At 43.4% G+C, this 25,127-nt stretch carries 22 protein-coding genes; 10 read left to right on the top strand and 12 right to left on the bottom strand.

Annotated elements, in window-relative coordinates; genetic code table 11:
- The first annotated feature begins 94 nt into the window (after positions 1-94).
- On the top strand, positions 95-1,699 hold the full coding sequence (locus LZG71_RS13130; RefSeq protein WP_233821070.1) for a M81 family metallopeptidase: 1,605 nt from the start codon (positions 95-97) through the stop codon (positions 1,697-1,699).
- Between the two features lie 87 nt (positions 1,700-1,786).
- On the opposite strand, the gene LZG71_RS13125 is transcribed toward LZG71_RS13130, so the two are convergent.
- Positions 1,787-2,479, bottom strand: coding sequence for a type 1 glutamine amidotransferase domain-containing protein (locus LZG71_RS13125; RefSeq protein WP_233821069.1), 693 nt, complete (start codon positions 2,477-2,479; stop codon positions 1,787-1,789).
- A 190-nt stretch (positions 2,480-2,669) separates the two neighbouring features.
- Here LZG71_RS13125 and LZG71_RS13120 point away from each other — a divergent pair, with 190 nt between their 5' ends.
- Entirely contained in the window at positions 2,670-3,227 is a 558-nt protein-coding gene (locus LZG71_RS13120) for a Crp/Fnr family transcriptional regulator (protein WP_233821068.1), read from the top strand.
- A gap of 215 nt (positions 3,228-3,442) precedes the next feature.
- The gene (locus tag LZG71_RS13115; protein WP_233821067.1) at positions 3,443-3,661 is read left to right on the top strand and encodes a hypothetical protein; all 219 of its coding nucleotides are present in this window, start codon (positions 3,443-3,445) and stop codon (positions 3,659-3,661) included.
- 106 nt (positions 3,662-3,767) lie between these two features.
- On the opposite strand, the gene LZG71_RS13110 is transcribed toward LZG71_RS13115, so the two are convergent.
- The 4 genes from LZG71_RS13110 to LZG71_RS13095 form a co-directional block, all read right to left on the bottom strand.
- On the bottom strand, positions 3,768-4,940 hold the full coding sequence (locus LZG71_RS13110; protein WP_233821066.1) for a glutathionylspermidine synthase family protein: 1,173 nt from the start codon (positions 4,938-4,940) through the stop codon (positions 3,768-3,770).
- Between the two features lie 97 nt (positions 4,941-5,037).
- Positions 5,038-5,655, bottom strand: a complete 618-nt coding sequence (locus tag LZG71_RS13105; protein WP_233821065.1) for a hypothetical protein — start codon at positions 5,653-5,655, stop codon at positions 5,038-5,040.
- Between the two features lie 207 nt (positions 5,656-5,862).
- On the bottom strand, positions 5,863-7,149 hold the full coding sequence (locus LZG71_RS13100; protein ID WP_233821087.1) for an aminotransferase class V-fold PLP-dependent enzyme: 1,287 nt from the start codon (positions 7,147-7,149) through the stop codon (positions 5,863-5,865).
- A gap of 82 nt (positions 7,150-7,231) precedes the next feature.
- Positions 7,232-8,005 (bottom strand): M23 family metallopeptidase, encoded by a 774-nt coding sequence (locus LZG71_RS13095; RefSeq protein WP_233821064.1) that lies wholly within the window; start codon positions 8,003-8,005, stop codon positions 7,232-7,234.
- 142 nt (positions 8,006-8,147) lie between these two features.
- On the opposite strand from LZG71_RS13095, the gene LZG71_RS13090 reads away from it, so the two are divergent.
- Positions 8,148-9,119, top strand: coding sequence for an aldo/keto reductase (locus LZG71_RS13090; RefSeq protein ID WP_233821063.1), 972 nt, complete (start codon positions 8,148-8,150; stop codon positions 9,117-9,119).
- A gap of 70 nt (positions 9,120-9,189) precedes the next feature.
- Here the strand turns inward: LZG71_RS13090 and LZG71_RS13085 are convergent, their stop codons facing one another.
- Positions 9,190-9,597, bottom strand: coding sequence for a DoxX family protein (locus LZG71_RS13085; RefSeq protein ID WP_233821062.1), 408 nt, complete (start codon positions 9,595-9,597; stop codon positions 9,190-9,192).
- A gap of 175 nt (positions 9,598-9,772) precedes the next feature.
- Here LZG71_RS13085 and LZG71_RS13080 point away from each other — a divergent pair, with 175 nt between their 5' ends.
- On the top strand, positions 9,773-12,034 hold the full coding sequence (locus tag LZG71_RS13080) for a TonB-dependent receptor (protein ID WP_233821060.1): 2,262 nt from the start codon (positions 9,773-9,775) through the stop codon (positions 12,032-12,034).
- 152 nt (positions 12,035-12,186) lie between these two features.
- On the top strand, positions 12,187-12,495 hold the full coding sequence (locus LZG71_RS13075) for an isoamylase early set domain-containing protein (protein WP_233821058.1): 309 nt from the start codon (positions 12,187-12,189) through the stop codon (positions 12,493-12,495).
- A 174-nt stretch (positions 12,496-12,669) separates the two neighbouring features.
- Here the strand turns inward: LZG71_RS13075 and LZG71_RS13070 are convergent, their stop codons facing one another.
- The gene (locus LZG71_RS13070; RefSeq protein ID WP_233821056.1) at positions 12,670-13,596 is read right to left on the bottom strand and encodes a hydroxypyruvate isomerase family protein; all 927 of its coding nucleotides are present in this window, start codon (positions 13,594-13,596) and stop codon (positions 12,670-12,672) included.
- Positions 13,597-13,710: 114 nt separating this feature from the next.
- Here LZG71_RS13070 and LZG71_RS13065 point away from each other — a divergent pair, with 114 nt between their 5' ends.
- On the top strand, positions 13,711-14,076 hold the full coding sequence (locus LZG71_RS13065; RefSeq protein WP_233821054.1) for a VOC family protein: 366 nt from the start codon (positions 13,711-13,713) through the stop codon (positions 14,074-14,076).
- A gap of 7 nt (positions 14,077-14,083) precedes the next feature.
- Here LZG71_RS13065 and LZG71_RS13060 read toward each other — a convergent pair whose 3' ends face one another.
- Both LZG71_RS13060 and LZG71_RS13055 read right to left on the bottom strand, forming a co-directional pair.
- Complete coding sequence (locus LZG71_RS13060) at positions 14,084-16,780, bottom strand: PVC-type heme-binding CxxCH protein (RefSeq protein WP_233821052.1); 2,697 nt, start codon at positions 16,778-16,780, stop codon at positions 14,084-14,086.
- A gap of 294 nt (positions 16,781-17,074) precedes the next feature.
- Positions 17,075-20,155: a PVC-type heme-binding CxxCH protein gene (locus LZG71_RS13055; protein ID WP_233821050.1), complete on the bottom strand. Its 3,081-nt coding sequence runs from the start codon at positions 20,153-20,155 to the stop codon at positions 17,075-17,077.
- Positions 20,156-20,294: 139 nt separating this feature from the next.
- Between LZG71_RS13055 and LZG71_RS13050 the strand changes: the two genes are divergently transcribed.
- A complete protein-coding gene (locus LZG71_RS13050) occupies positions 20,295-20,888 on the top strand; it encodes a hypothetical protein (RefSeq protein ID WP_233821048.1) in 594 nt (197 codons plus the stop codon).
- Here LZG71_RS13050 and LZG71_RS13045 read toward each other — a convergent pair whose 3' ends face one another.
- Entirely contained in the window at positions 20,889-21,176 is a 288-nt protein-coding gene (locus LZG71_RS13045) for a putative quinol monooxygenase (protein ID WP_233821046.1), read from the bottom strand.
- Positions 21,177-21,289: 113 nt separating this feature from the next.
- Between LZG71_RS13045 and LZG71_RS13040 the strand changes: the two genes are divergently transcribed.
- Together LZG71_RS13040 and LZG71_RS13035 are read left to right on the top strand one after the other, a co-directional pair.
- Positions 21,290-22,216 carry an alpha/beta hydrolase gene (locus LZG71_RS13040; RefSeq protein ID WP_233821044.1) on the top strand — a complete coding sequence of 309 codons (927 nt, stop codon included), beginning with the start codon at positions 21,290-21,292 and terminating at the stop codon, positions 22,214-22,216.
- Positions 22,217-22,340: 124 nt separating this feature from the next.
- Positions 22,341-23,528 carry a glycosyltransferase family 87 protein gene (locus LZG71_RS13035; protein WP_233821042.1) on the top strand — a complete coding sequence of 396 codons (1,188 nt, stop codon included), beginning with the start codon at positions 22,341-22,343 and terminating at the stop codon, positions 23,526-23,528.
- Positions 23,529-23,588: 60 nt separating this feature from the next.
- On the opposite strand, the gene LZG71_RS13030 is transcribed toward LZG71_RS13035, so the two are convergent.
- Both LZG71_RS13030 and moaA read right to left on the bottom strand, forming a co-directional pair.
- Positions 23,589-24,005, bottom strand: coding sequence for a hypothetical protein (locus LZG71_RS13030; protein ID WP_233821040.1), 417 nt, complete (start codon positions 24,003-24,005; stop codon positions 23,589-23,591).
- 109 nt (positions 24,006-24,114) lie between these two features.
- Positions 24,115-25,107, bottom strand: coding sequence for a GTP 3',8-cyclase MoaA (moaA, locus tag LZG71_RS13025; RefSeq protein ID WP_233821038.1), 993 nt, complete (start codon positions 25,105-25,107; stop codon positions 24,115-24,117).
- Positions 25,108-25,127: the final 20 nt, after the last annotated feature.

Below are 25,127 nucleotides of genomic sequence, written 5' to 3'. Positions count from 1 at the left end.
TATTAAGAAAAAGTTGGTCGCGCGCTTGTCGATCATAAAACTTGATTATCTTCAATCGATATTCCTTGCATACTCCATTGACAAAGTTTCATGTATGAAAAACCCATTTATTTCGCTGGCTTGTTGTTTACTGATCGCATCACAGCCGCTTGTTCCACTTTTAGCATTTGGCAATGATCCTGATTCACTGAACAGTCAATCTCCGACCAAAGCCTTACCAAGAATCGCCATCGCTGGTCTTGGAATCGAATCGAGCACGTTCTCTCCTGCCCGAACCCATGAAGAAGCGTTTCACGCCAAACGTGGCGATGAAATTTTTACTTCTTATCCTTTTTTCTCAGCGGACTCAGTCAATAGAAAAAGGGCGTCCTGGTTTCCTGCGTTAATGGGAAAATCCTTACCGGGAGGTACTGTTACCCGAGAAGCATACGAATCGCTGGTGAAGCAAACGCTTGATCTGCTCAAAAAGAATTTGCCTTACGACGGTCTTTTTTTTGATATCCATGGAGCCATGAGTGTGGTTGGTCTTGATGATCCGGAGGGCGATCTGATCATCCGGGTCCGGGAGGTAGTGGGGATAAAAACGCTGATTTCTACTTCCATGGATTTGCACGGAAACGTATCTCAGCGGCTTGCAGCCAATACGGATCTGATCACCTGTTACCGAATGGCTCCGCACGAAGATGCCATGCAATCCAAGAAAAGAGCGGTTGACAATCTGCTATCCAGACTGGAAACCGGAAAGGGAAAGCCTGCTTACAAAGCCTGGATCCCAGTACCGATATTATTACCTGGAGAGAAAACCAGCACCAGAATTGAGCCCGGAAAATCTTTATATGCAGCTGTTGCCCCTGCTTCTGTTCAGCCCGGAATTATTGATGCAGCCATATGGATTGGCTATGCCTGGGCCGACGAGCCCCGTAACCATGCCGTGGTGATGGTGACTGGCGACGATAAGGAAAAGGTAACTGCTACCGCCGAACAGCTTGCGAATAGCTTTTGGAAAGTGAGATCCAAATTTGAATTTGTAGCTCCAACAGCAGATTTGAAAGAAGCTTTAGATAAAGCAATAGCCAGTCAAAAACATCCATTTTTCATCAGCGATTCGGGTGATAATCCTACTGCGGGCGGCGCGGGTGACGTTACCTGGACTTTAACAGAAATACTAAAACGACCAGAATTTAGATCTGGCAACGGACCGTCGCTGATCTACGCTTCAATCCCAGGACCAGAATTCGTGAAAGCGGCAATAGCAGCAGGTGTCGGCGGAAAAGTGGACGCGTTGGCAGGCGCAGCAGTTGATGCCCGTTTTGCTCCTCCCATAAGGTTGAATGGAATTGTAGAATCCATCGAACATGGAGACAGAAATGCCGAAACTGAGGTGGTTGTGAAAGTGGGAAGTGTGCGTGTGATCGTTACAAAAAAACGTAAACCTTATCACAAGGAAGCTGACTTTACCAGACTGGGACTAAAACCTCGTCAATCGGATATTGTTGTGGTGAAAATAGGATATCTGGAACCTGAACTTTATAACATGCGGGCAGACTGGCTATTGGCACTGACACCGGGAGGTGTGGACCAAAATCTGGAACGGCTTGGATACAAAAGAATTAAACATCCGATGTTCCCCCTGGACAAGGATATGAAGGATCCCGATTTGAAAGCCATTCTTATTCCCGCGGCTGATAAATTGAAGTAATCAGAAATATATTTTCCAACTTCCTGTATAGTTGAAAAGGTCTGGTTTCGGGCGAAACCAGACCTTTTCAGTTTTGTCCTACAGCACTTACTGCACATTTAAATCTGCCAAAATTTTCTCAGCAACCAATATAGATGATGCCGGATTTTGTCCTGTGATTAGGTTTCCTTCAAATACCATGAATGGTTGCCAGTCTGCACCTTTCTGATAAATCGCTTTTTTATCTTTAAGCATGTCTTCCAGCATAAATGGTACTTCGGCTGTTGACTGACCAGCTATTTCTTCACTGTTTGTAAACCCAGCCACCTTTTTCCCTGCAACAAGCGGCTGACCGTCTTTACCTTTTACATTTTTCAATGCGGCCGGAGCGTGACAAACCAATGCAACGGGTTTACTCTCATTGTAAAATGATTCGATCAATGCGATTGACTTCTCATTTTCTGGCAAATCCCACATTGGACCGTGACCACCAGGATAAAATATGGCATCGTATTGGTCTGATTCCACGTCCGCCAGTTTCAATGTCGTGTTAAGTTTTTCCTGCGCCTTCGAGTCCCCGAAAAATCTTGTTACTGCCTCAGTAGTAAATTCAGGCTTCCTGCTTTTCGGATCAATGGGAGCAACTCCGCCTTTGGGAGAAACAATGGTCACTTCTACACCACGGTCAGTCAGCAGGAAGTAAGGCGCGGCAAATTCCTCTATCCACAAACCTGTGCTTTTTTCTGAATCGGGGATCTTATTTGTTGATGTTACAACAAAGAGTACTTTCTTAGGTCTCATATCATTCTTCGTTTGATTATTTACATTTGTGTTATTTGCAGCACTTACATTTAAAAAAGCGGCCATTGCGATTGTCAGAAAGAGATATTTCATTTTGATTGTTTCTTTTTCTGCAAAGTTTGGGCTTTTTGGGTGCTCCGACTAAGGAAGTAAATCACTATTTTCCTGTGACAAAGATCACATCAGACGCATGCGTGCACATTTACGCCAACATATCGAGCAAATTGTAGCTCTAACCGATGAAGAATTTGACTTTGTAGACTCGCATTTTGTTTTGCGTGATTTCAAGAAGCATCAGTTTGCGGTGCAGGAAGGGAACGAGGTCGACATGGAATTTTTTGTTTTGGAAGGATTGTTAAAATCCACGTTCCTCAGCCAGGATGGGAAAGAGCATATTCTGCAATTTTCAATGGAGAACTGGTGGGTGACAGATTACCAGGCTTTCCATTTCAGACAGAAAGCCACCCTGAATATTGAATGTATAGAAAAGGTATCTGTCCTGGGCATCAGTTACGAAAACAAAGAGAAGCTTTGCCGGGAAATGCATAAAATGGAGCATTTTTTCAGGATCAAAAACAATTCAGGGTACATAGGTTTACAGCAACGAATCCTTTCATTTCTTACCTCTGATGCCAAAACCCGTTACAATCAGCTGTTAGTAAAATATCCTGGCCTTTACCAACGTATACCAAAGACGCTCCTTGCATCTTATCTTGGTGTATCAAGGGAAACTTTAAGCCGTTTGTGATCCATAGATATCAAATTTATTTCTACATTTTTTTTCAACTTATTTTCAGGCAGTCATTCAAAATTGCTTACCACAAGCTAGCCAGTTTATACCCACCTATAAAGGCTATTTACCCCAAAAAGTAGGTGAGTCCAAAAAAGAAGGATTAAACTTGTCTTATTCTAATATTTAGAGCGCAAGAAACGTCCTCAAACTATAAAGCGAGTTAATTACCAATGAAAACGGACAGCATACACATCGTAGAAATAAACCGACTTTTAGAAAATTACCTGAAAGAAATTGAGAACTCCAACCTGAAGCCATTATCGGCCATGGTCTATCAGGTACAGTCTAAAAACTTTGTTCGCTGGATTAACGGAGAATTTACTCCCGGAGAAGTGAAGAAAAAAACATTACAAGATCGAGCTGATAGAAACGCTTTGGCTAACAAGTAGCCTTCATATATACCGTTACTCGTCTATCGAAAAACTTCAGATCAACCATTTTAGAAGTAATTTCTAAAATGGTTGATTTTTATCTTGCCAAACAGCTCTATACTGGTCAGTCTATTACATGCCCGACAAACTGTGCCGTGTTGTCCAATATTTTGCCGCCTCTTCTGAAACCAAGCGCACAGGGTTCGCCTGCATAAAATACACCGGCTTGATACGATCTGCCGGATTCATCGACAGGAAATTCTACATATTCCTGATATATTTTGGATTGTTCCGCGTATTCGCCATCCACCTTTTCCGATACCTCTCCTCCTTTTTCCAGAATTGCAACGTTAGCTCCTTCTCTGCCAAAAAGCACTTTACTTACTGACTTTTTATGAGGAATAACGTAGCGCTCCGTTTGCAGAAGCAAAGGATGATAAGGATAAAGATCCCATAACACTTTTAGGATATATTTGGACTGAAAAAGAAGCGTATACGCAGGATTCAGGATCACTGCTTTGCGATTTTTCACAATTTCCGTAAGGATGTTTGCCAACTCCGGTTCGTCGTAACCGACGTATTCCCAGGGAAGAAGTTTAAACCAGAAATCGAATCTGATGAACGTACCGTTTTCAGAATCTTGCTTAAAGACACCCTCCCCGTTGGAGAATTCAACCTCGTCCACATAAGCAAAGTCCACATCGAAACCGGCTTCTTTGGCCGCCTCTTTTAAAATTGCAACGTTGGTATCGTCTTCCGGATAACCACGCATCGCAGAAAAAAGAATGGATGGAGTCAGGTCGTTGTTCGCTCTTTTTATATACAAAAACTGAGCAACCAGCGTCTCATACAACGTGTTAAACTGCTTGGATTCGTCGAGCCCGTTGATACGCAAATGAGCCCATTGCACCACTGCACTTTCAGGAATGCAGGTTGCAGTGTCAGCGTTAAATTCAATGAATTTTATGGGGTCACCATCTATGCCGCCAGCCAGATCAAACCGCCCGTAAAGGTGAACCTGACGGTCGTCCTCCCAAGATAATTTGATCATTTCCACGAGGCTTTCGGGTATACCCATTTCTTTAAACATCTCATGATCAATGGCATATTGCCCGGCTTCCACAAGCATGTCATACAGAGTTGTAGCAGCCTGATAATATTGATTCGCCTCCTCTTCTTTAACCACGACAACATCGTTGGTAACGTAAGGCGCTGTATCGGTTCCCAGCATCCAGTTCCAGCCCACTTTTTGTAAAGCCTTATCAGGATGTTCGGACAAATTCTTAAGATTAATCATAGATTGAATTAGGCATAACACTTTCAGCGCAAAAAATCAAAGCGCCGGAATTTAAAATCAATTGTAAGGGAAGATAAATGTCACTATTTCAGTGAAATCAACCACCACTTCCGCCGGAAGAGCGGCCGAAAAATCCACTTCTACCTCCTGATGGACGGGTATTAACCACTCTGGTTGACCTTGAAGCATTTACATCCTGAACAGCACCCTGAGATTTGGCAAAAGCACCCTGACTGGCATAAACTCCACCAGCGGTTGCTCCACCCTGCTGACGATAATTGTTCATGTACCCGTTGTTCATGTTGCGACCAAGCATGTACCCCATTCCACCATACAGCAGCATGGTCGACAAGCCACTGTGATGACCGACGCGGGACTCATTATTTTTGATCTCTTCGTCGATCAGAGCTTTGGCAGCCGTGGTGCTCAGCGAATCGGTATGCCCGTCGAGATATGTCACAATAGCAACCGATTTGTCCGCATCTACACTTTCTTCATCCGTAATTTTAAATTCACCAGGCTTCACTTCCTTGATATGAGAACGGATACCTTTTGAATAAGTAGTTTCCTCATAGCTATAATCGGCTTCATCGTCCTGCTTAGGCGAACAACCCGGCACCATCATTCCTGATGAAAGCAAAGCCAAAGCGAGTGCACCACTGATACTGATATCTTTGGCTTTCCTGATGAAGGAGCCTTTTCTTAAATGTGTCATTGTCAATTTAGTTTAATACCTGCCTCTGTTCCCCAAAATTAATTCTTACCAATTTCACTCCAGGTAATATTTGTTCAGATGGTCAAATGACCTTACCAGAAATCCTAAATATAAGATAGATGGCAGACGTAATATAATAAAAAAGGGGTGCATAACCAACCGGCAGTTACCAGGCTACACACTCCTTGTTCTTATAATTCAAAAATTTCAGGCCTCCTTTGCTATCTTTCCCAAGGCTTCCACGAGCCGGTCCAGATCGCTCAACTTGGTATAGACATGGGGCGTAACCCGCACAGCATGAATATTTTCCCAGTTAATACCAACCGTATGTATCTTATACTCTTTAAACAGTTTCGCATCAACTTGTTCCGGCTTGAGACCATCTACACTCACTCCTGCAATAGCGCATGAAAATTCGGGTTTGAGGGAGGTGTGAATTTTAACACCAGGTATCTGTTGAGCCTGTTCAGCCCAGTACTTTTTCAGAAAATGAACCCGCTCCTGCTTTCGCTTTGTACCAATGGCTTCCTGAAAATTGATAGCCTCTCCTATCGCCTGTTCTATGCAAAAGCTGCGTGTTCCCAAGGTTTCGAACTTCCGGATGTCCTTGCCTTGTGGAACGCTGTTGCAAAGTAGCGGCCATATTTTCTCAATCTTGTCCTTTTTGATCCACATCATTCCACTTCCGACCGGCGCGCTCAAAAATTTATGCAGGCTCGTACCAAAGTAGTCGCAATCCAGATCCGGAATGGTGTAGTCGAGCAAACCAAAAGTATGAGCTCCGTCCACAACAACTTCAATACCTTTTGCGTGAGCCATTTTGCACAGTTTCTTCACAGGCATAATCTGCCCCACCCAATTGATGATATGAGTGATGTGAAGGATTTTGGTTCGCGGTGTAATGGCATCTTCAAAAGCTTTGACGATCTGTTCATCATCCTCAATCGGAAATTCGAAAGACAATTGTTTATAAACCAATCCATCGCGCATTTCCCTTTGCTTCCAGGCCTGGATCATATTCGGGTAATCCTGAATAGTTCCGATGATCTCATCTCCTTTTTCCAGTGGTAATCCGAATATGATCGTATTCAGTGCTTCGGTAGCATTCCGGTTTATCGCTATTTCTTCCGCATCGCAACCCGCCAGTTTGGCAAGTCGCTGCCGGAGTGGCTCGCGACCTTTATCCATGATCCGCCACATATAGTACGAGGGACCTTGCGCTGCCTGTTTATTATATTTTTCCAAAGCCTCCTGCACAACAAGAGGTGATGGCGATACACCGCCGTTATTGAGAATAATCACATCACTTTTGCTGGCAGTGTAGGCATCCTGAATAACCTTCCAATAATCTTCATTGGTGTCACTGGCTGGATTCCACAGCGTTTCAGCATCAGCAAAATCGGCAGCATGAAGTTGATTAAAAAGGCTGTTTACGCCAAATGCACCTAAGCCAAGTGCAGCACTTCTTCTAAAAAAGGATCTACGGTTGTTCATCATTTATGGGGATCAGGAATATAAATCTGCTTCATCTTAAATATCAGCAAAATCCCCCATAAAACACAATTATTCAGCTCTCCTACTCTTTAATACGGGAATTCAGCATCCAATCGTAGGTATCATAAGGCTCAGGCGAGGCATCTTCGTTTAATTTGAGCGTCATCAGATGCAAATGCGTTGGAGACCTTTTCTTAAATGCATTAAAACCCGAACGCCCCATCTCTGCAATTTTATCCCCCGCTTTCACCCACTGCCCCGGCTGAACAATCACAAGGTTATTATGTGCATAAAAAAACAACATGTCCAGGCAGGGGTCATATATCCATATCCAATTTCCGCCCCGCAGGTCGCTGTCATATTTCCAGCTATTTTCGGTTGCCACCACAATCCCCGGTGTAAATGCCAGCACGTCTATCGGTTGCCAGGTTCTGTCATCAAGGTTATCCTGATTCCTATCCCGAACAAAAATATCATGTGCAGGATGGCTGCCTTTTACGTTCATATCGAAAAGGTCAAAACCATTTGGGCGATACCCTTTTCCCCTCCCGCCAATAGACTCGCGCGGGGAATAATACTGTACAGGGAATACAAAATACGAAGAGTCGATCGCCTGACAGGAATCGCGGTTATATACTGATCTGAAATTATGCATGACAGCCTGAAATGCAATTTTTGCTGAATCGGGCGTTATTACACAATCTCTGATATCAATTTGAATCTGACGAAATATACTGCAATATTCCAATGTCTTCTCCGGACTCTTAATCCCGCTTACCCAACCGGAAACACAGAAAATAAGTAATATTCCGGCAATTCCTTTCACAGTCATTTCTACTATATCTTTCGTCTTCAACACCGATTATCACACATTAAACTTAACTGTCAACAAACCATCGCAGGCCAACCTAAAAATAATAAATTGCAACAAATGTAATTGGAATACATTATAAAGACGTTGTAATTTTCTTTCTTGACAATCACTAAACATTAGTAAAATGCAATATCGTCGTTTTGGACGCACCGGATGGGAAGTAAGCGAAATCGGTTACGGCATGTGGGGACTTGCCGGCTGGACTGGCTCCGACAGAAAGGAAACCGATGACTCACTTGACCTGGCCGTAGAATCGGGTGTGAATTTTTTTGACACTGCCTGGGGCTATGCAGAAGGACTAAGTGAGAAAATATTGGGTGAACTTATCAAAAGGAATCCGGGTAAAAAGCTATATGCTGCAACCAAAATCCCACCGAAAAACCGTCAGTGGCCTTCACGTCCCGACTTCAAACTGAAAGATGTTTTTCCGGCTGATTATATTATTGAATACGCTGAAAAAAGCCTGAAAAATCTTGGTACAGAGCAAATCGACCTACTTCAATTTCATGTATGGGAAGATAGCTGGGCTCAGGAAGACGAATGGAAGGAAGCCGTTCAGAAGCTGACAAAGGACGGGAAAGTAGAAAGATGGGGACTGAGCGTGAACAGATGGGAGCCGGACAATTCTCTTGAAACCATAAAAACAGGCCTGATAGATAGTGTTCAGGTAATCTACAATATTTTTGACCAGGCACCTGAGGACAATCTTTTTCCGCTTTGCAGAGAAATGGACATCGCCGTTATTGCCCGGGTGCCTTTTGACGAAGGAACGCTTACGGGGCTGCTTACCAAAGAAACAACGTTTCCGGAGGGAGACTGGCGCGGAACATACTTCGTACCCGAAAACCTGAATTCGAGTGTAGACCATGCCGAAGCTTTGCGCAAAGATATTCCCGAAGGAATGACCATGCCTGAACTTGCTCTGAGATTTATTTTAAACAATCCGGACGTACATTCCACCATTCCCGGCATGAGGAAATTGCCGCACGTAAGGTCCAATGTGGCGGCCAGCGACGGGACCAGACTAACAAGCGAAGTTGCCGACAAATTGAAACAACACCGATGGGACCGCGAACCAACGCAATGGTCTCAGTAGGAAATTTTATACGTCAAAAGGAACGCCTGGCAACATTTTGCCGGGCGTTCCTTTTTATAAATACAGTAAACTAGAAGAGTTTTTTATCCAACGAAAATTTACCAGGACCGGTTAAATATAAAGTAACGTAGGGAATAAGAAAAAGCAGTGCATGCTCTTTTACATCAAACGGATCGGCTGCATGAACAATAAACAAAGCAACGACCATTGTAAAAATTAACGGGATAAGAACCGCACGGGAAGCAAGGCCCAGAATAAGGAACAACGAGCATAACACCTCAGTCAAAACGGCCATTACCAAAGATGGCACTTCACCAATGCCAATTGGATCTGCAAAAGCGAAATTTCCATTTACAAGTTTGGTAAGCTTGGGCAAGCCATGTGTCAGCATACACAGTGAAATCCCAACCCTTAAAATTAGTACTCCCCAGTCGGCGGTAGCAGGCAAATTGATTGGCCTCAAAAATCTTTTCATCATAAGTGGCATTTTAATTTTGGTGCAATATTAATCCCCTTCAACGATATAACTGGTCATTATAGTTTATAAAACACTATTATGCATCACTGTTGCATATTTTTATTTGTCAAGTTTTATTTTTAGGTTTGCCTAAATTTAAATATAGACATAGTTAAATAAATAATTCGAAGTATATATGAAGTTACTCATACTACTATTAATGAGTGTAATACCTCTCAACGTTTACTGCCAGCATAGCCTTTCCGGAAAAATTTCTCTGGAAGGACAGACCGAACCCGCATTCGGCGCCTCTGTTTACATTCAGGAATTAAAAACCGGAACCACTGCCGATACATCAGGCAATTATTACATTGGATCTGTTCCCTCGGGAACTTACACGATCAAGATCAGCTATATTGCCCATCCTACTGTAACTGAGCGAAACGTTCGTATAACTCAAAATCTGAAAAAGGATTTCACTTTAAAAAGCGGAGAAAACGCTTTGAACGAAGTGGTTGTGACTGGTACTATGAAGGAGGTTTCCAAACTGGACAGTCCGGTGCCGGTTGACATTATTACCGCAAAATTCATTTATAAAAATCCGGTTTCCAGCATATTCGAAGGTTTGAGTTATGTAAACGGTGTGCGTCCCCAGCTCAATTGCAGCGTGTGCAACACGGGAGATATTCACATGAACGGGCTGGAAGGACCATATACCATGGTTTTGATCGACGGTATGCCAATGGTAAGCGGGCTATCTACCGTTTATGGACTGTCGGGGATCCCGAATAGTCTGATTGATCGCGTGGAAATTGTGAAAGGTCCGGCTTCCACTTTATATGGATCTGAAGCAGTTGGCGGATTGATCAATATTATCACCAAAAATCCGTCCAAAGCGCCTGTTTTTGCGGCTGATGTTTTTAGTACCTCATGGCTGGACTACAATGTCGATCTTGGTGTAAAACTGACACCGAGCTCCAAAGTGAGTTCTTTAATCGGTGTAAATTATTTCAACTACCAAAACCCTGTTGACCACAACAACGACGGATTTACGGATCTGACTCTTCAGAACCGCATTTCTATATTCAACAAATGGTCGTTTAGCTTGCCTGATAACAAACTGGCTACCATTGCTGCCAGATATTTCTACGAAGATCGCTGGGGCGGACAAATGAATTGGAACAAGTCGTACCGAGGTGGCGATGAAGTTTATGGTGAAAGCATTTACACAAAACGATACGAAGTCCTGGGCAGTTATCAGTTGCCGGTCCAGGAAAAGGTGACGTTGCAATACTCATTCAGCTCACATCACCAAAATTCTGTTTATGGAAATGTGCCTTACATGGCCGATCAGAAAATTGTCTTTGCACAGCTTTTGTGGGATAAAGAAGTCGGAAAACACAACCTGCTATTTGGTGCGCCATTCCGTTACACATTTTACAACGACAACACGCCAGCTACTTCCCGGCCAGACGGAGACGATCATGCAGATCAGACATATCTTCCGGGTGTGTTTGTGCAGGATGAGATTAAACTGGGTGATCATGTGTTATTACTTGGCGCCAGATATGATTATAACAGCCGCCACGGTAGCATTTTCACACCGCGAATGGCTTACAAATACAAATTCAACCAGACTGATGTAATCCGCCTTAATATCGGCCGCGGTTTCCGTATCGTTAACTTGTTCACAGAAGATCACGCGGCGCTGACCGGTTCGCGCGATGTGATCATCAAAGAAGCGCTTAATCCTGAGCAAAGCTGGAATGCCAACATTAATTTTGTAAAAAAGATCGTTACGGGCAACTCTTTCATAGGATTTGATGCCTCTGTTTTTTACACCTATTTTACCAACAGAATACTTCCTGACTATGACACCAATCCAAACCAGATCATTTATGACAATCTGGATGGTTATGCGGTTTCCAAGGGAGTGAGTCTCAACCTTGATTTTAATTTCCCGTTCCCGCTTAAAATTATTGCTGGCGGAACGTACATGGAAAATTATCAAAATGAAAATGGCGTAAAATTCCGTCCGGTTCTCACTGAGAAGTTTACTGGTATCTGGTCGGTGTCTTATGAGCTGGCAAAATCCGGAATTTCATTTGATTACACAGGTAATATATACGGCCCAATGCGCCTGCCAATATTGAGTGAAGATGATCCACGCGCTGCGAACTCACCGGTATGGTCTCTTCAAAATATTCAAATGACAAAGAAGTTCCAGAATGGACTTGAAATATACGGTGGCATCAAAAACCTGCTGAATTTTACACCTCCATCCAACTCCATTGCACGTTCATTTGATCCGTTTGATAAGGACGTCAGTTTTGGTTCTGACGGACAGGTAATTGCCACACCAGGTAACCCGCAGAGACTTACATTTGACCCATCTTACGTTTTTGCACCTAATCAGGGCCTGCGTGGATTCCTGGGAATGCGCTATACTTTTAGATAAAAATACGGCTCAAAATTGCACCAGAACCCGTTTTCTAACGAATATGATATAACTATTCAAAGAAGGTAAACATATATTATACTGATATTCATTGCTTTGAATAATCCTAGATTGTATATTTGTAGCGTCAATAAAAAAAACACTACGAAAACATGGCATTAACTAAGACATTCGTAAAGAGCAAATCGGTTTACAAAGTAACTTTTACTGTACCTGCGGAAGCAGCAGCTGAAACTAAAAAAGTAGCACTTGTAGGCGAGTTCAATGGTTGGAATCCAGAGGAAGCTATCGCATTGAAAAAACAAAAAGACGGTTCGTTTAAAGCAAGTCTTGAACTTGGTGCAGGCGAATACCAGTTCCGTTACATCCTTGATGATGCGAAATGGGAAAATGACTGGGAGGCTGACAAATATGTCCCTGCTGGCGTTGATGCAGCTGAGAATTCAGTTGTAGTTCTATAATAGCTGTTAGCTGTTAGCTTTTAGCTGTTAGCTGTTAGCTGTTAGCTGTTAGCTGTTAGCTGTTAGCTGTTAGCTGTTAGCAAAATGACCAGTGTAAGCGTTTTATACTGGTCATTTTTTGTTTTTTCAGAAGACTTTGAGAAAGCCTGTGTACTCTAAACTGTCAACTCAAGACTAAATTGAGAAGCTGTCGCTTTCGACATAGGCTTTAATCAAGGCTGCTTCTCCTTCTTTACCCTGCTGAGAATTGCCGTGTTCCATTCCCATAATGAACGACTTATTCTCTTTTTTACTACGGTCGTAGATATACTTAAAGATATTTTTATAGTTGATTTCTCCTGTCGTAGGCTCCTTTCTTCCAGGCTCATCACCGATTTGGAAATAATCAATCTCACTCCAGGTTTTATCAATATTGTAAAGCAAACGTCCTTCGTTTTTCTGCATGTGGTAAATGTCATACAAGATTTTGCAGGATTTACTGTTCACACCGCGGCAAATCTCATAGGTCTGGTCGGAAGTACGCAGAAACAAATTCGGATTGTCGCTCAGAGGCTCCAACACCATCACAAGCCCGTGCGGTTCCAATATTTCAGCACCTCTTCTTAGTGCATCTATTACATTTCCGGTTTGGATACCAATAGGCAGATTACGTTCAAAATCGCCCGGCACCACTGTCATCCATTTTGCATTCACACGCTTTGCAACCTCAACAGCTTTTTTACAACCATTCAGAAAAATATCAATATATTCTTTCTTGCCTGCTGCAAGTGTATTGGCTCCATTCCCACCTTTATCAACCACAAAAACTCCCATTTCCATTTTCAGTCGGGACATCTCTTTCGCAATTTTTTCCTGCTCCTCTACCGACCGGCCCATCATCCCGTTATCTTCCAAAGCCATAAAGCCCTGATCAGCCATGAATTTCAACTGGTCGATCACATCTTTGCCAGCTGAATTCTGGAACATCCCAAAGTGCGAAGCGTATTTGAGCTTGAACTGATTTTTGGCAGCTGGAGCTGCTGATGTAGCAAAGGTTTCGCCGGCAGCAATTGCAGCACCCGCTATTCCCAATGTAGATTTCACAAAATTTCTGCGAAGCATGTTTTTCTTATATTTATGTTTTAAATGTAAAGGGATTCAGGATACGAATATACCGACCAAAAGTAATTCTATAACTGAATTCTCAACTTTTAAACATAACCAAGAAACAGGAAAATGATGAATCTCAAGGTAACAGAACTCAAAGTATTTATTCCATGCAAGGACTACAACGTATCCAAATCCTTTTATCAGGAAATGGGCTTTACGCTTAAATCTGACGGCGATGGCGTAGCTTACTTTGCATCCGGTAGTTCAAGTTTTCTTTTGCAAGACTATTACCATCCCGAACTTGCCAGAAATCTCATGATTCATTTGCTCGTAGAAAATGCAACTGACTGGCACAAAAATCTTACTTTAACAGAGCTCGCCTCAAAATATGAGATTACCATTTCTGAGCCGGAAGTAAGACCATGGGGCATGATTGATTTCACCATGACCGACCCTTCTGGCGTGCTTTGGCGAATTGCAAACAATATCTGATAGTCTATCAGGATCGGGACTTACGACGCTTACGTTTCTCTTTCGTTTTAACGGGTTCGGATGTAGTTTCTTCTACCACAACCGGCGGCTTTGGCAGGTATGGAAGTAACTGCGTTTTAATTTCCTCACGAAAAGCATTTTTAATTCCGTCCACGGCAGCTTCTTTCACCTCCCCATCCAGGCGATTATCCTTCAATAACTTCAAAACAGCCTCTTCACCCGGCCAGCTACCACCCAAAAACCGGGCTGCGCTCGCCTGTACATCCCTGGATTCACCGGCATTGAGCGCCGCCGATCTAAGGATATAAACGGCCTCAGCACTACCCGATGTTCGAATGGAAGCCAGCAAGGCTATTTTGTTAGCCTCATTCAACCTGGATAATTTCTCGGAGATATACGAAACGCCTGCCTGTTCCAAAAGCAATTTACCTGCATCACGCCCAATCACATCTTCCGCTTTTTCCAAAGCCAGTTTAAACAAACGATCATTTTCTGTTTCAGGTCCGTAGCGTTCTACCAGTTCTATGTAATCTTCGGTACCATAAGTTTCGTCCAGTAACTTGTTCAGAGCTGTGAGTCCCTGCTGAGAATTACTTACAAACGATTTATCCAAATGCAACAGCGCCAGCTTACCGACTTGTATCCGGTCAGCAGCAGGCACATTCATCACATGTAATAATGCCTGCGTTTTCTCATAACCTGCATTAAAGAAGTCGAAAGCTCTGAAATAACGCAATCTGTCTTTAAAACTAACCGACGTATCGGAGGCAAGTGTAGTAAGATACGGGATCGCTTTTCTGGTGCGGGCAAGCCAGATAATGTCCTTGCCGGCAGCCGTCAGTTCCGGTCGTGTCCCCGCTCTTTCGAGCCAGGCAGGAAAAAGTCTTTCCCACTGACCAATAGCACCAATGCTCAGCGCTTCTACCGACCATCGATCATTTCCTTTGTACTGTTTGGCCAGTTGCAACCACACATCCAGTGCTTCATATGTATGGTTATGGTTAATTGCCAACGCACATTCTCTTCTTACCTGCGGATTGGGGTCAGCAGTGAGACGTTTGATATACTCGGTAGGATCACTGTTTCTTTGACGTACTGCTCTTAAAGCCACAATTCGTAAATTGTGATTCAGCTCCCTGAAAGCAATATCCAGGCTTCGGTAATTAAATCCTTCAATATTGTTCAATACCCAAAGCGCACGGGCACGCAGACGGGGATTTACAGCCGGATCCCTGAAAAGTTTTTCAAGTTCATCCTCGGCCGTCCAACCCATTTTCACACAAGCGTTCCAGGCCATGTATCTCATAGACAGGTTGGGACTTTGCAATGCCTTCACGGCATCCACCGGTGAGGTGAGGTCATATGTTGGCATCGTATAAGGTACACCAGGAGGGGCGATACGATACAACCTTCCACGGCTCTTATCTTTCATTTTATGGCTGCCAATAACAGGATCATACCAGTCTGAAACAATAAGGGAGCCATCAGGAGCTACACAAACGTCAGAAGGCCGGAACCACTTGTCCCGTTTGCCTTCAACAACAGGAAAGATACCAGTCGATTTAAACCCGGCACCGTCATCTTTAACAGGAAATGCATTGATTGAATTTAGTCCGGCATCAGCCAGAATAATCTGATCCCAGAATCTGCGTGGTAGCAAGGTCCCCTCATATATGGTCATTCCCATCGGAAACCCTGACCCGGTTTCCATCAGGTTGGGTACTACACCCGGGTCATTCTGGTGCCAGTGACGACGCGGAATCTCATCTTCCACATTTGTCCGGTTCACACGCCAGCTATTGCCGTTCATTTCATCAATATACCCAAAATTCCCGTTTTCCATTACATAAGAAACGCGGTCTCCGGCATTGCCTGGCTCTTCCTGATCGGATTGCCACATCGTTCCGTAGCTATCAACAGCAATTTCAAAACCGTTTCTGAAATTTTCAGCAAGGATCTCAACCTTTCTAAAATCCTGATCACAGCGGAAGACTACTCCTTGTTTGAACTGTCTGAAATTGATAGGCTGTTCGTACTTGTCCAGCAGTGGTCTGTCCTGCCCATCCACCAGCTGCCTGCCTGCATTACCATAGTTAAAATAGAATTTCCCATCCGGTCCGAATACAAAAGCATGTATTCCTGCGTCATTCTGAGCTCCGCCTATCCCTTTAAACAGTATTTCTTTTTTATCTGCTTTATCATCACCATTGGTATCTGTAAAAAGCCATACATACGGGCTCTGTGAAACGATTACCTTGTTCCCCATCACCCATATCCCCATCGGCGCGTTAATTTCCGGACCCTGGTAAAATACCTTGGTTACATCCGCTTTTCCATCACCGTCCTTATCTTCCAGAATCAGGATGCGGTCACCCATTCCCAGTTCAGACTTTCCGTTCACAGCAGGCCGGTAATTGTATCCTTCCAGCACCCACACCCTACCCCGGTGATCAACATCAATATTGGTTGGGTTGGTTAGGTTAGGTTCCGATGCAAACAACGTGGCTTCCAGACCGTCCGCTACTTCAAGACCCGCCACAGCATTGATGGTAAAGCGTTTCTCTGCCTCAGACAAACGGGCGTAAACGCTGTCGGGGTGATTTACAATTAAGGAATCGGGAGTTTGACTTAAACTTCGTGAAGTTGTAAAGAAAGAAATTACCGCAACAAGAGTGGTAATTACCTTTAAATTAAATTGTTTCAAAATATTCTGTTATATCGCGACCTCTACTCAAAAAACACTTAAAATTACCTGTTGTTTTTTGAATAAAGAAATGATCAGCACGATACCTGACGGAAAGATCAGGAATAATCTCCGGGAGGCCATCCTTAATTAACCTCTTATTGTGGAGCCCCAATATACGTTATTGCATGTTTTCTACAAACAAATCTCCCGATGCAGTTTTGTTGTTACTTTCATAAGTAACATCATTCCTGAAGAAGAAAAGGAGTTGAAAATATTTTTCCAACTCCTTTAAAATCAATGCGACAATGGGTTTTATTTTTTCTTTAAACTACTCATATACTCTACCAGATTCACCAGCTCGTCGGTGCTCATGGCATCGTGCAGGCCGCCCGGCATCATCGAATCTTTCATTTGTTTGATCGATTTCACCTGAGACATTTTGTATTCCTGTGTAGAGCCGCCGGGAAACTTCATTAGCAGATCCGTTTCCGTTTTACTTGATACGATCCCAGCCACAGTAGACCCATCTTTAAATGTAACTTCAAAACCTTCGTAGCCGAATCCAATTCCTGCATTCGGATCAAAAATAGCTGCGTACAGAGCTTCCTTGGGCAGTTTATCACCAATTTCAGAAAGTTTCGGACCAAAATCCATTCCCTGATCATTTACCTGATGACAAACAGAACAGTACATTGCAAACACCTCTTTACCTTTTGTCGCGTTACCCTTTTTGCTTATCAGTTCCTTCAATTCAGGATGCTTTTTGGCAACAGTTCCCTCCTCCTGCAAATATTTGGCAGCTTCCGTTTTCACAGCTTTCCTCCATGCTCCGCTTAGCCCCTGAACCGCAGCTGTTTTAAGTTCTCCCGATAATTTACCTTCTTTCAGTAGCACCAATACCAGATCTTCTCCATTCATGGTTCCGCCCAATGCTTTTACAGCGGCACTTCGAACGTTAACCGGGTATTTGGTATCTGTCGTCACATTTTTCAAAATATCAAGTGACTCCTTACTTCCAACACCTTTAATAGACGCCAACATACCTTCGGCTTTAGCAACGTCTTTTCCTTTTATGGTATTCCAGATCAGCGGGCTACCACCTTGTTTTAGTAGCTGTTGCCCGGCCTGCCGACCCACATTTTCAGAAGATTTTGCCAATGCAAGATCAAGCAAGCGTTTATTTTCTGATGTCAGATCGTATCGGGATACCAATTCCATGTAAGTTACAGTACCATAGTTGGCATCAAGTACTTTTTTCAAAGCTGCCTGAGCATCCGGAGATTGTTTTACAAAAGCAGGATCAAGATGGCGTAAAGCAAGATTACTGATCTCCGTCTGGTTGGCAGCCTTGCCTTTCATTATTTTAAGTAACGCTGCCGATTTTTCTTTCCCTCCCGGATTAAAGTCAAATGCACGGAAATATCTCAGACGGCTTTTCAAATCAACGGACTCATCACTTGCCAGCGATGCCAGTAAAGTCACAGATTCTTTGCTTCTTGACCGCCATACGATATCCTTTCCAGCCTGGCTATCAATTGGGTTTCCTCCCGTAGTTGCGAGCCATGCTTTAAAAAATGAATCCCATTGACCTTCCGCTCCAATGCCGAGCGCTTCCAGATACCAGCGATCTTTGCCATCATATTGCTGCGCAAGTTTAGCCCATAATCCAGCCATTTCTGGTGATTTGTTCCCATATATAGCCAATGCACATTCCCGTCGCACCTGGGGTTCCGGATCATTAACAAGCAGACTTATGTATTTACCAAGTTCCTGGCTTTTTCTTTGTTTCGCTATTCTCAAAGCTGTTATCCGTAAGTCAGGATTTGCTCTTTTAATCGCAGTTGCCAGGTAATCATTGTTGTTTTTATTAATAGCGGTTAAAGCCCACAGTGCCCGCGCCTGCATTCTCGGATTTTCTTTGTTTGCATAAAGTTTCTCCAATCCCGGCACAGAACCTTCACCCAGCTTCATCAATGCCTGCCAAGCCAGATATCTCACCGAAAGATTAGGACTCTGTAAAGCTTCAACAGCTCCTGCGGCAGTTGTAAACTCTTGTTTTGGAGTACGGTAGACCGAATTAGCAGGTGCAAGTCGATATAAACGACCCTTACTCTGATCGCCCGCCTGATGCCCGCCTACTCCCGGATCGTACCAGTCAGAGATAATGAGTGAGCCATCAGGAGCAACACAAACATCCGAAGGCCTGAACCACTGATCTCTTTTACCATCAACCAGATTTACGATTTGGGCACTGTATCCCGCACCCGCATTTTGAACCGGATAGGCACGTACCACATTATGACCCGGCTCACAGTGTATCATCTGATCCCAAAACTTTTTAGGTAAAAGCCGGCCTTCGTAAACCACCATACCCGTAGGTGAACCCGATCCAGTCTGTAAAAGATTAGGAACCACTCCCGGATCGTTCAAATGCCAGTGACGATGTGGTATTGAATCTTCAATGTTGGTCCGGTTCGCACGCCAGCCTGCACCTGTAAGTTCATCGGTATATCCGTAATTTCCGTGTTGCATTACGTAGTTGATACGTACGCCTTTGTTACCATCATCGTCGTTGTCCGACTGCCACATGGTTCCGTAGCTGTCCACCGCAACTTCGTAGTTGTTTCTGAAATTGTGCCCGAGCACTTCCACGTTTTTAAAGTCAGGATCACACCTGAATACCATTCCCTGTTTCAAATTTTTGAAATCAATAGCTTTCCCGTCAGATCCGATTACCGGCTTGCCATCCTTACCAAGCAAATGACCGCCTTCATTACCGAAGTTGAAATACAGCTTCCCGTCCGGACCCAAGGTAAATGCATGCATACCATGGTCGTGCTGCTCACCGCCCACTCCTTCAAAAATGGTTTCCTTTTTATCTGCTTTGCCATCTCCGTCGGTATCTGTAAACAACCAAACATACGGGCTCTGAGAAACCACAACCTGGTTGCCCATTACCCAGATACCCAAAGGAGAATTGATTTCCTTGCCCTGATAAAATACGGTAGTCTTATCCGACTTGCCATCACCATCGGTATCTTCCAATATCAAAATGCGGTCGCCTTCGTCTTTGGTCGGATTCCCGTTTATAGCAGGCCGGTAATTATACGCTTCGCAAACCCAGACTCTGCCAAGATGGTCTACATCAATATTTGTGGGGTTTGTTAGTGTAGGTTCAGAAGCAAAAAGTGTTGCTTCCAGGCCCTCAGTTACATTCAATCCTGCAACGGCGTACTTAGGTGATCTTTTTTGCGCAGTCGTCAGATCTTTGTACAAGCTATCCAGCACAGCACCACCAAGGCTGCCGGGACTGGAATATTGGTACGTAGCGACGGTACTGCCAAGCAAAACCCCTCCGGCCACAAGCAAGCCTAAGTTCCTTTTTAAGTTCATGTAGTGAAATAGTAATATAGGTAAGCAAATCTTCTGTTCTCAAATGGCAAGCAAGCAGCCAAACAGCGTAATGTTATATTTTAAATAAAGATTGCTAAATTTAAACTAAAAGAGACAATCCACCTGTCATATTACTACTATGAATAAGACTTTTTTTTACCTGTTAGCTATTGTGGCCCCTTTTCACGCCAAAGCTCAGGTAACTCCACTCCCAGCATCTGTACAAATTAAAACAGCTGTTCTCGCGGCTCCTTCGGACAAACGCGAAGGTGCAAAAGTGTACGGTTATGCAAAAGATGGGACATTTGTTGTTTTAAGAGAAGGCTCCAATGACTTTGTTTGCATTGCCGATGATCCTAAAAAAGAAGATATTGGCGTATCATGCTACCAAAAAGAGCTTGATGCCTTTATGGAACGTGGTAGAAAACTGACCCAAGAAGGTAAAAATCAAAAGGATATATTTGATATCCGGGAAAAAGAGGTGAAGGACGGGACCTTGAAAATGCCAGGACAACCCTCAACACTTTATGTTCTTTCAGGAAAAAAAGACGGTTATGATGCAGCAAGCGGAGCACTTAAAAACAGCTATTTGCGCTACGTGGTATACATCCCGTTTGCAACTGCGGAAAGTACAGGTTTACCACTGAAGCCAGATGTGGAAGGCATGCCCTGGATTATGGATCCCGGAACACATCGCGCCCATATTATGATTAACCCGGCAAGGCCCCAATAATTACGACACCTTTTCAACAGAAAAAGCAACCGGTTTCTCGGAAAACAGCACTTTGGTTTCTTTCCACACGTTTCCGAAAAGCTCCGACGCACGGTAATTATTCAGCGCATCCTCCGACACCCAGTGGCTGTGTGTAACAAACACATTTGGCTCCTGGGTGTCTCGCCAAAGTTCAAGATGCAGACACCCTTCCATTTCAATAATCTGTTGTCGGGACCGATTAAACAAATCCAGAAAAGCTTCCGTTTTGTCGGTTTGAAAAGTCATACGTACTATTCTGATGATCATTTTGTGAATGTTGGTCTACCCCTACCCTATACTGCCAAATTGCTGTGCCCTCAGAAGATCCCAAATGAGGGTATATTCCAACAAGCTACGTCTTTTCAACAAAAACAAAACTGATGAAAATTTTAACAAGAATATTTATTGCGTTGGGTCTCTCGGCTCTTTCGTTTCAATCTATGGCACAAACCGAAGTTATCAATCTTTGGCCTGACGGCAAAATACCTAATTTTAAGAATAGCGATATTCAGGAGAAGTCGGTCACCGATGCCAACGGAATTCTAAGAATAAGCGGAGTTACCATACCGACAATCACAGCCTTTATTGCTCCGAAAGAAAAAGCAACCGGGGCGGCTGTGATGATATGCCCTGGCGGAGGTTACGGAATCCTGGCAGCTTCTCATGAAGGAAGTGATTTTGCAAAGTGGTTTAATGAACGGGGAATTTCAGCCTTTGTACTTAAATATCGCCTGCCCAACGAAAAAGCGATGACAAAACAGCATGAAGTTCCGCTTATGGATGCCATGCAAGCCATGAAATTGATTCGCCAGAGTGCCGGAAAATGGAATATTGATGTAAACAAGATCGGTGTTATGGGTTTCTCGGCAGGTGGACACCTCGCAGCAACGTTATCTACACATTACAATATGGGAGAAAAAGCTTCCGAGGAGGCAAAACCAAATTTCTCTATGCTTATCTACCCTGTTATCTCGCTCACTCCCGGCATTTCACACGGCGGCTCCCGCGATAATCTTTTGGGTCCTGATAAATCCGAAGAGCTGATTAAATATTACTCCAACGAAATGCAGGTAAGTGCAAAAACACCACCCGCATTTCTTGTTCATGCGATGGATGACGGCGCCGTGCCCGTAGAAAACAGTATAGAGTATTATCTGGCATTAAAGAAATTTAAAACACCTGCGGAAATGCATCTTTATCCAATCGGAGGGCATGGTTACGGATTTCGAACAGAAGGGAAAGGATCGCTTGCTAATTGGCCCGCTGCCATGGAAGGCTGGTTGAAAGCGATGGAGTATATGAAGTAATTGTTTGTTACTTCAACCAATGCCGGTTGTATTTTTTGCGATCCCATGCAAAATTATAACCGGCGTCATCCGCAATTCCGCTAGATTTGGGACAAAATAAAAATTCAGAATTCCCTTTCCTGGTATGAATGCCATCAATCGATTTTTAGTTAATCCCAAAGCGCTACTTTCCCTTTTCCTTGCCATTGCAGTTTTCGCAGCGCTGCAATCCTATTTTGCAGATCTCAAAACCTTTGAAGATAATCCGAGGCTCTACACTTGCTACAATAACTACGTCATTTTCAAACAGTCGTTTTTTCACCTTATAGAAGGAAAAGACCTCTATATACTTTATTTGGAAGAACAATGGGATCTTTTTAAATACAGCCCCGCATTCGCACTCCTTTTCGGTCTGTTTGCCTATTTACCAGATCCGGTGGGCTTGTCGCTATGGGCGATATTGAATGCCGCTGTTTTATTCTTTTCGGTATATTATCTGCCAAATATAGATATCAGAACCAAAGGCTTGATTCTGATCTTTGTATTCAGCGAGACACTCACAACCCTGCAAAATGAGCAAAGCAACGCACTGATAACCGGTTTACTTATTTTCACCTTCGGATTTTTGGAACGAAGAAAATACTGGCTGGCCTCTTTGTGTATCGTGTCAACAATCTTCATCAAGCTTTTCGGAATTGTCGGTTTGGCGTTGTACCTGCTTTATCCTGGCAAACTCAAACTTGTTTACACGGCCTTATTCTGGACCGTACTTTTCACACTGCTTCCGTTGCTGGTTGTTGACCAGAATCAGTTTGTGTTTCTATACAAAAGCTGGGCAAATATGCTCTCAAACGACCATTCCATATCAGACGGACTGTCAGTAATAGGCTGGCTGAAAACCTGGTTTAACTGGCAGGTGAATAAAACGTATGTAAGCCTCGCAGGTGTTGTGCTTTTTTGCATTCCTTTGTTACGAATCAAAGGGTACAATATCTTTCAATACCGCATTCTGATGCTTGCTTCCATTCTGATTTGGGTCGTTATTTTCAACCATCGTGCAGAATCACCAACCTTTATCATAGCCATCAGTGGCGTGGCGTTGTGGTATTTTTCACAAGCTCAGAATACCGAAAATCTTGTTTTACTCATTCTTGCGCTCATATTCACCGGCCTATCTTCAACCGATCTGTTCCCCAAATTTATCCGCGATCAATACGTATGGCCTTATGTACTCAAAGCCGTTCCCTGTATATTGGTGTGGGGGAAAATTCTTTATGATTTAATGGCAGGAGAACTCTTACCAAGGAGATTGGTTCCGCAAAGCGAGGTATAAAAAAACGTCCCGGGATTGATGCGGCTTCAATCCCGGGACGCGAACTCTTTGCTTATTTTCTTAATTCATGGCTACCAAAGTACGTGCAGTTGATTCGCTCACATCATTGGTTGTCAGGTTAATATTTTTAACAATTCTTTCGCTGTCGTTAGAAATTTCCAGTGTGTAACGACCATCTGCGATTTCTGAAAAATTAAATTTCCTGCCCATCTTTTCAATAGATCTGGCAACTGTCTCCTCGTGAACAACTTTGCCTGCACTGTTACGAAGGCAGATTTTCACTCTTTCGCCTTTTTGCTTTTCCATCAGTAAATTCATGGTAAGCGTATTTTTCACACGATACATTCCCACCTTAAAATTCTCACAACTGTTGTTTTTACATTCGGTTTTTGAATCGACCGGAAGTGCGAAGGCAGATACATTTAACAGGATAATACCGCATGCAGCGATAGCGAAGCTTTTCAATAATTTTCTCATGGCTATGAAGGTTTTGATGTAAAACTTTTAAAGATTTTACCAAAGATGTCCTTCATAAGAGCCGTGTTGCACGGTTAGTATGAATGGCAAAAAACAAGGACGAGCGGTGTCACCCCCCGATCGCTATCATTCGCCGGTTTTGCTCGTAGTCCGTTTTGGCATGTTTTTCATCAAAAGCGACATGCCCGCCGTGAGCAAAATGTTTTTTATGAAAATGATCCAGAATGAGTGGGCGAACATCCTGACCATTTCTTAACGGTTTTAACAGATCTACTTCCGAAGTATCAAACAGACAGTTCTTTAATTTTCCGTCGGCAGTAAGCCGAATACGATTACATCCCGAGCAGAAAGGATGTGTTACCGTACCAATAATACCAAAAGTTCCTGCACCATCCTTTACCTGAAAGCTCTTCGCAGTGTCATGTAATTCACCTGGCAACTGTTTGAAATCAAATTCATTGTTTATCGTCGAAAGCAAATCAGCATAAGAAACAATTTTTGACATGTCCCACTGATTGCCGTTAAATGGCATGAATTCGATAAAGCGCACATGTAAGCGTGCATTACGCAGCGTTAGCCGGACGAAGTCATTTACCTCCTGATCGTTAACACCCCGCATCAGTACAACGTTGATCTTGACGGTAAAACCTTCGGAAAGCAAAAGTTCTATATTTTCCAGGGTTTTAGAAAAATGATCTCTTTTGGTAATGCTTTTGAACTGGTCCTCTTTTAATGTATCCAGACTAACATTGAGTGACTGCACTCCGGCGGATTTGAGTTGACCAATGTACTGATCTACCAATAGCGCGTTGGTAGTCAACGTAAGTGAGGTATTGAGAAGCCCAAGGCGTTCAATAATCTGTCCGGCATCTTTTCTCACAAGCGGTTCTCCGCCCGTCAGCCTGATTTTCTCCACACCCATCTCCACAAAAATCTTTGCGAGCTCTTCTATTTCATCTGCCTGCATAAGCCACTTGGAAGGCATAAACTGCATGTCTTCCTGTGGCATACAATACGTACAACGCAAGTTACACTTATCTGTCAGCGATATGCGCAGGTAAGTATGCTTACGTCCAAATGTATCTATAATGGGCAATGACATTGTGTATTTCTTAAAATTCC

Source organism: Dyadobacter sp. CY312 (genome assembly GCF_021390535.1).
GTDB lineage: Bacteria > Bacteroidota > Bacteroidia > Cytophagales > Spirosomataceae > Dyadobacter.
This window is presented reverse-complemented; position numbering and strand designations above follow the sequence as displayed.

Excerpts from the sequence above, each read along its gene's own strand:
- LZG71_RS13035 (WP_233821042.1), top strand. The coding sequence starts at position 22,341 with ATGAATGCCATCAATCGATTTTTAGTTAATCCCAAAGCGCTACTTTCC.
- LZG71_RS13125 (WP_233821069.1), bottom strand. The coding sequence starts at position 2,479 with ATGAGACCTAAGAAAGTACTCTTTGTTGTAACATCAACAAATAAGATC.
- LZG71_RS13075 (WP_233821058.1), top strand. The coding sequence starts at position 12,187 with ATGGCATTAACTAAGACATTCGTAAAGAGCAAATCGGTTTACAAAGTA.
- LZG71_RS13030 (WP_233821040.1), bottom strand. The coding sequence starts at position 24,005 with ATGAGAAAATTATTGAAAAGCTTCGCTATCGCTGCATGCGGTATTATC.
- LZG71_RS13085 (WP_233821062.1), bottom strand. The coding sequence starts at position 9,597 with ATGATGAAAAGATTTTTGAGGCCAATCAATTTGCCTGCTACCGCCGAC.
- LZG71_RS13100 (WP_233821087.1), bottom strand. The coding sequence starts at position 7,149 with ATGAACAACCGTAGATCCTTTTTTAGAAGAAGTGCTGCACTTGGCTTA.
- LZG71_RS13110 (WP_233821066.1), bottom strand. The coding sequence starts at position 4,940 with ATGATTAATCTTAAGAATTTGTCCGAACATCCTGATAAGGCTTTACAA.
- LZG71_RS13090 (WP_233821063.1), top strand. The coding sequence starts at position 8,148 with ATGCAATATCGTCGTTTTGGACGCACCGGATGGGAAGTAAGCGAAATC.
- moaA (WP_233821038.1), bottom strand. The coding sequence starts at position 25,107 with ATGTCATTGCCCATTATAGATACATTTGGACGTAAGCATACTTACCTG.
- LZG71_RS13055 (WP_233821050.1), bottom strand. The coding sequence starts at position 20,155 with ATGAACTTAAAAAGGAACTTAGGCTTGCTTGTGGCCGGAGGGGTTTTG.
- LZG71_RS13050 (WP_233821048.1), top strand. The coding sequence starts at position 20,295 with ATGAATAAGACTTTTTTTTACCTGTTAGCTATTGTGGCCCCTTTTCAC.
- LZG71_RS13065 (WP_233821054.1), top strand. The coding sequence starts at position 13,711 with ATGATGAATCTCAAGGTAACAGAACTCAAAGTATTTATTCCATGCAAG.
- LZG71_RS13080 (WP_233821060.1), top strand. The coding sequence starts at position 9,773 with ATGAAGTTACTCATACTACTATTAATGAGTGTAATACCTCTCAACGTT.
- LZG71_RS13045 (WP_233821046.1), bottom strand. The coding sequence starts at position 21,176 with ATGATCATCAGAATAGTACGTATGACTTTTCAAACCGACAAAACGGAA.
- LZG71_RS13130 (WP_233821070.1), top strand. The coding sequence starts at position 95 with ATGAAAAACCCATTTATTTCGCTGGCTTGTTGTTTACTGATCGCATCA.
- LZG71_RS13070 (WP_233821056.1), bottom strand. The coding sequence starts at position 13,596 with ATGCTTCGCAGAAATTTTGTGAAATCTACATTGGGAATAGCGGGTGCT.
- LZG71_RS13115 (WP_233821067.1), top strand. The coding sequence starts at position 3,443 with ATGAAAACGGACAGCATACACATCGTAGAAATAAACCGACTTTTAGAA.
- LZG71_RS13120 (WP_233821068.1), top strand. The coding sequence starts at position 2,670 with ATGCGTGCACATTTACGCCAACATATCGAGCAAATTGTAGCTCTAACC.
- LZG71_RS13105 (WP_233821065.1), bottom strand. The coding sequence starts at position 5,655 with ATGACACATTTAAGAAAAGGCTCCTTCATCAGGAAAGCCAAAGATATC.
- LZG71_RS13040 (WP_233821044.1), top strand. The coding sequence starts at position 21,290 with ATGAAAATTTTAACAAGAATATTTATTGCGTTGGGTCTCTCGGCTCTT.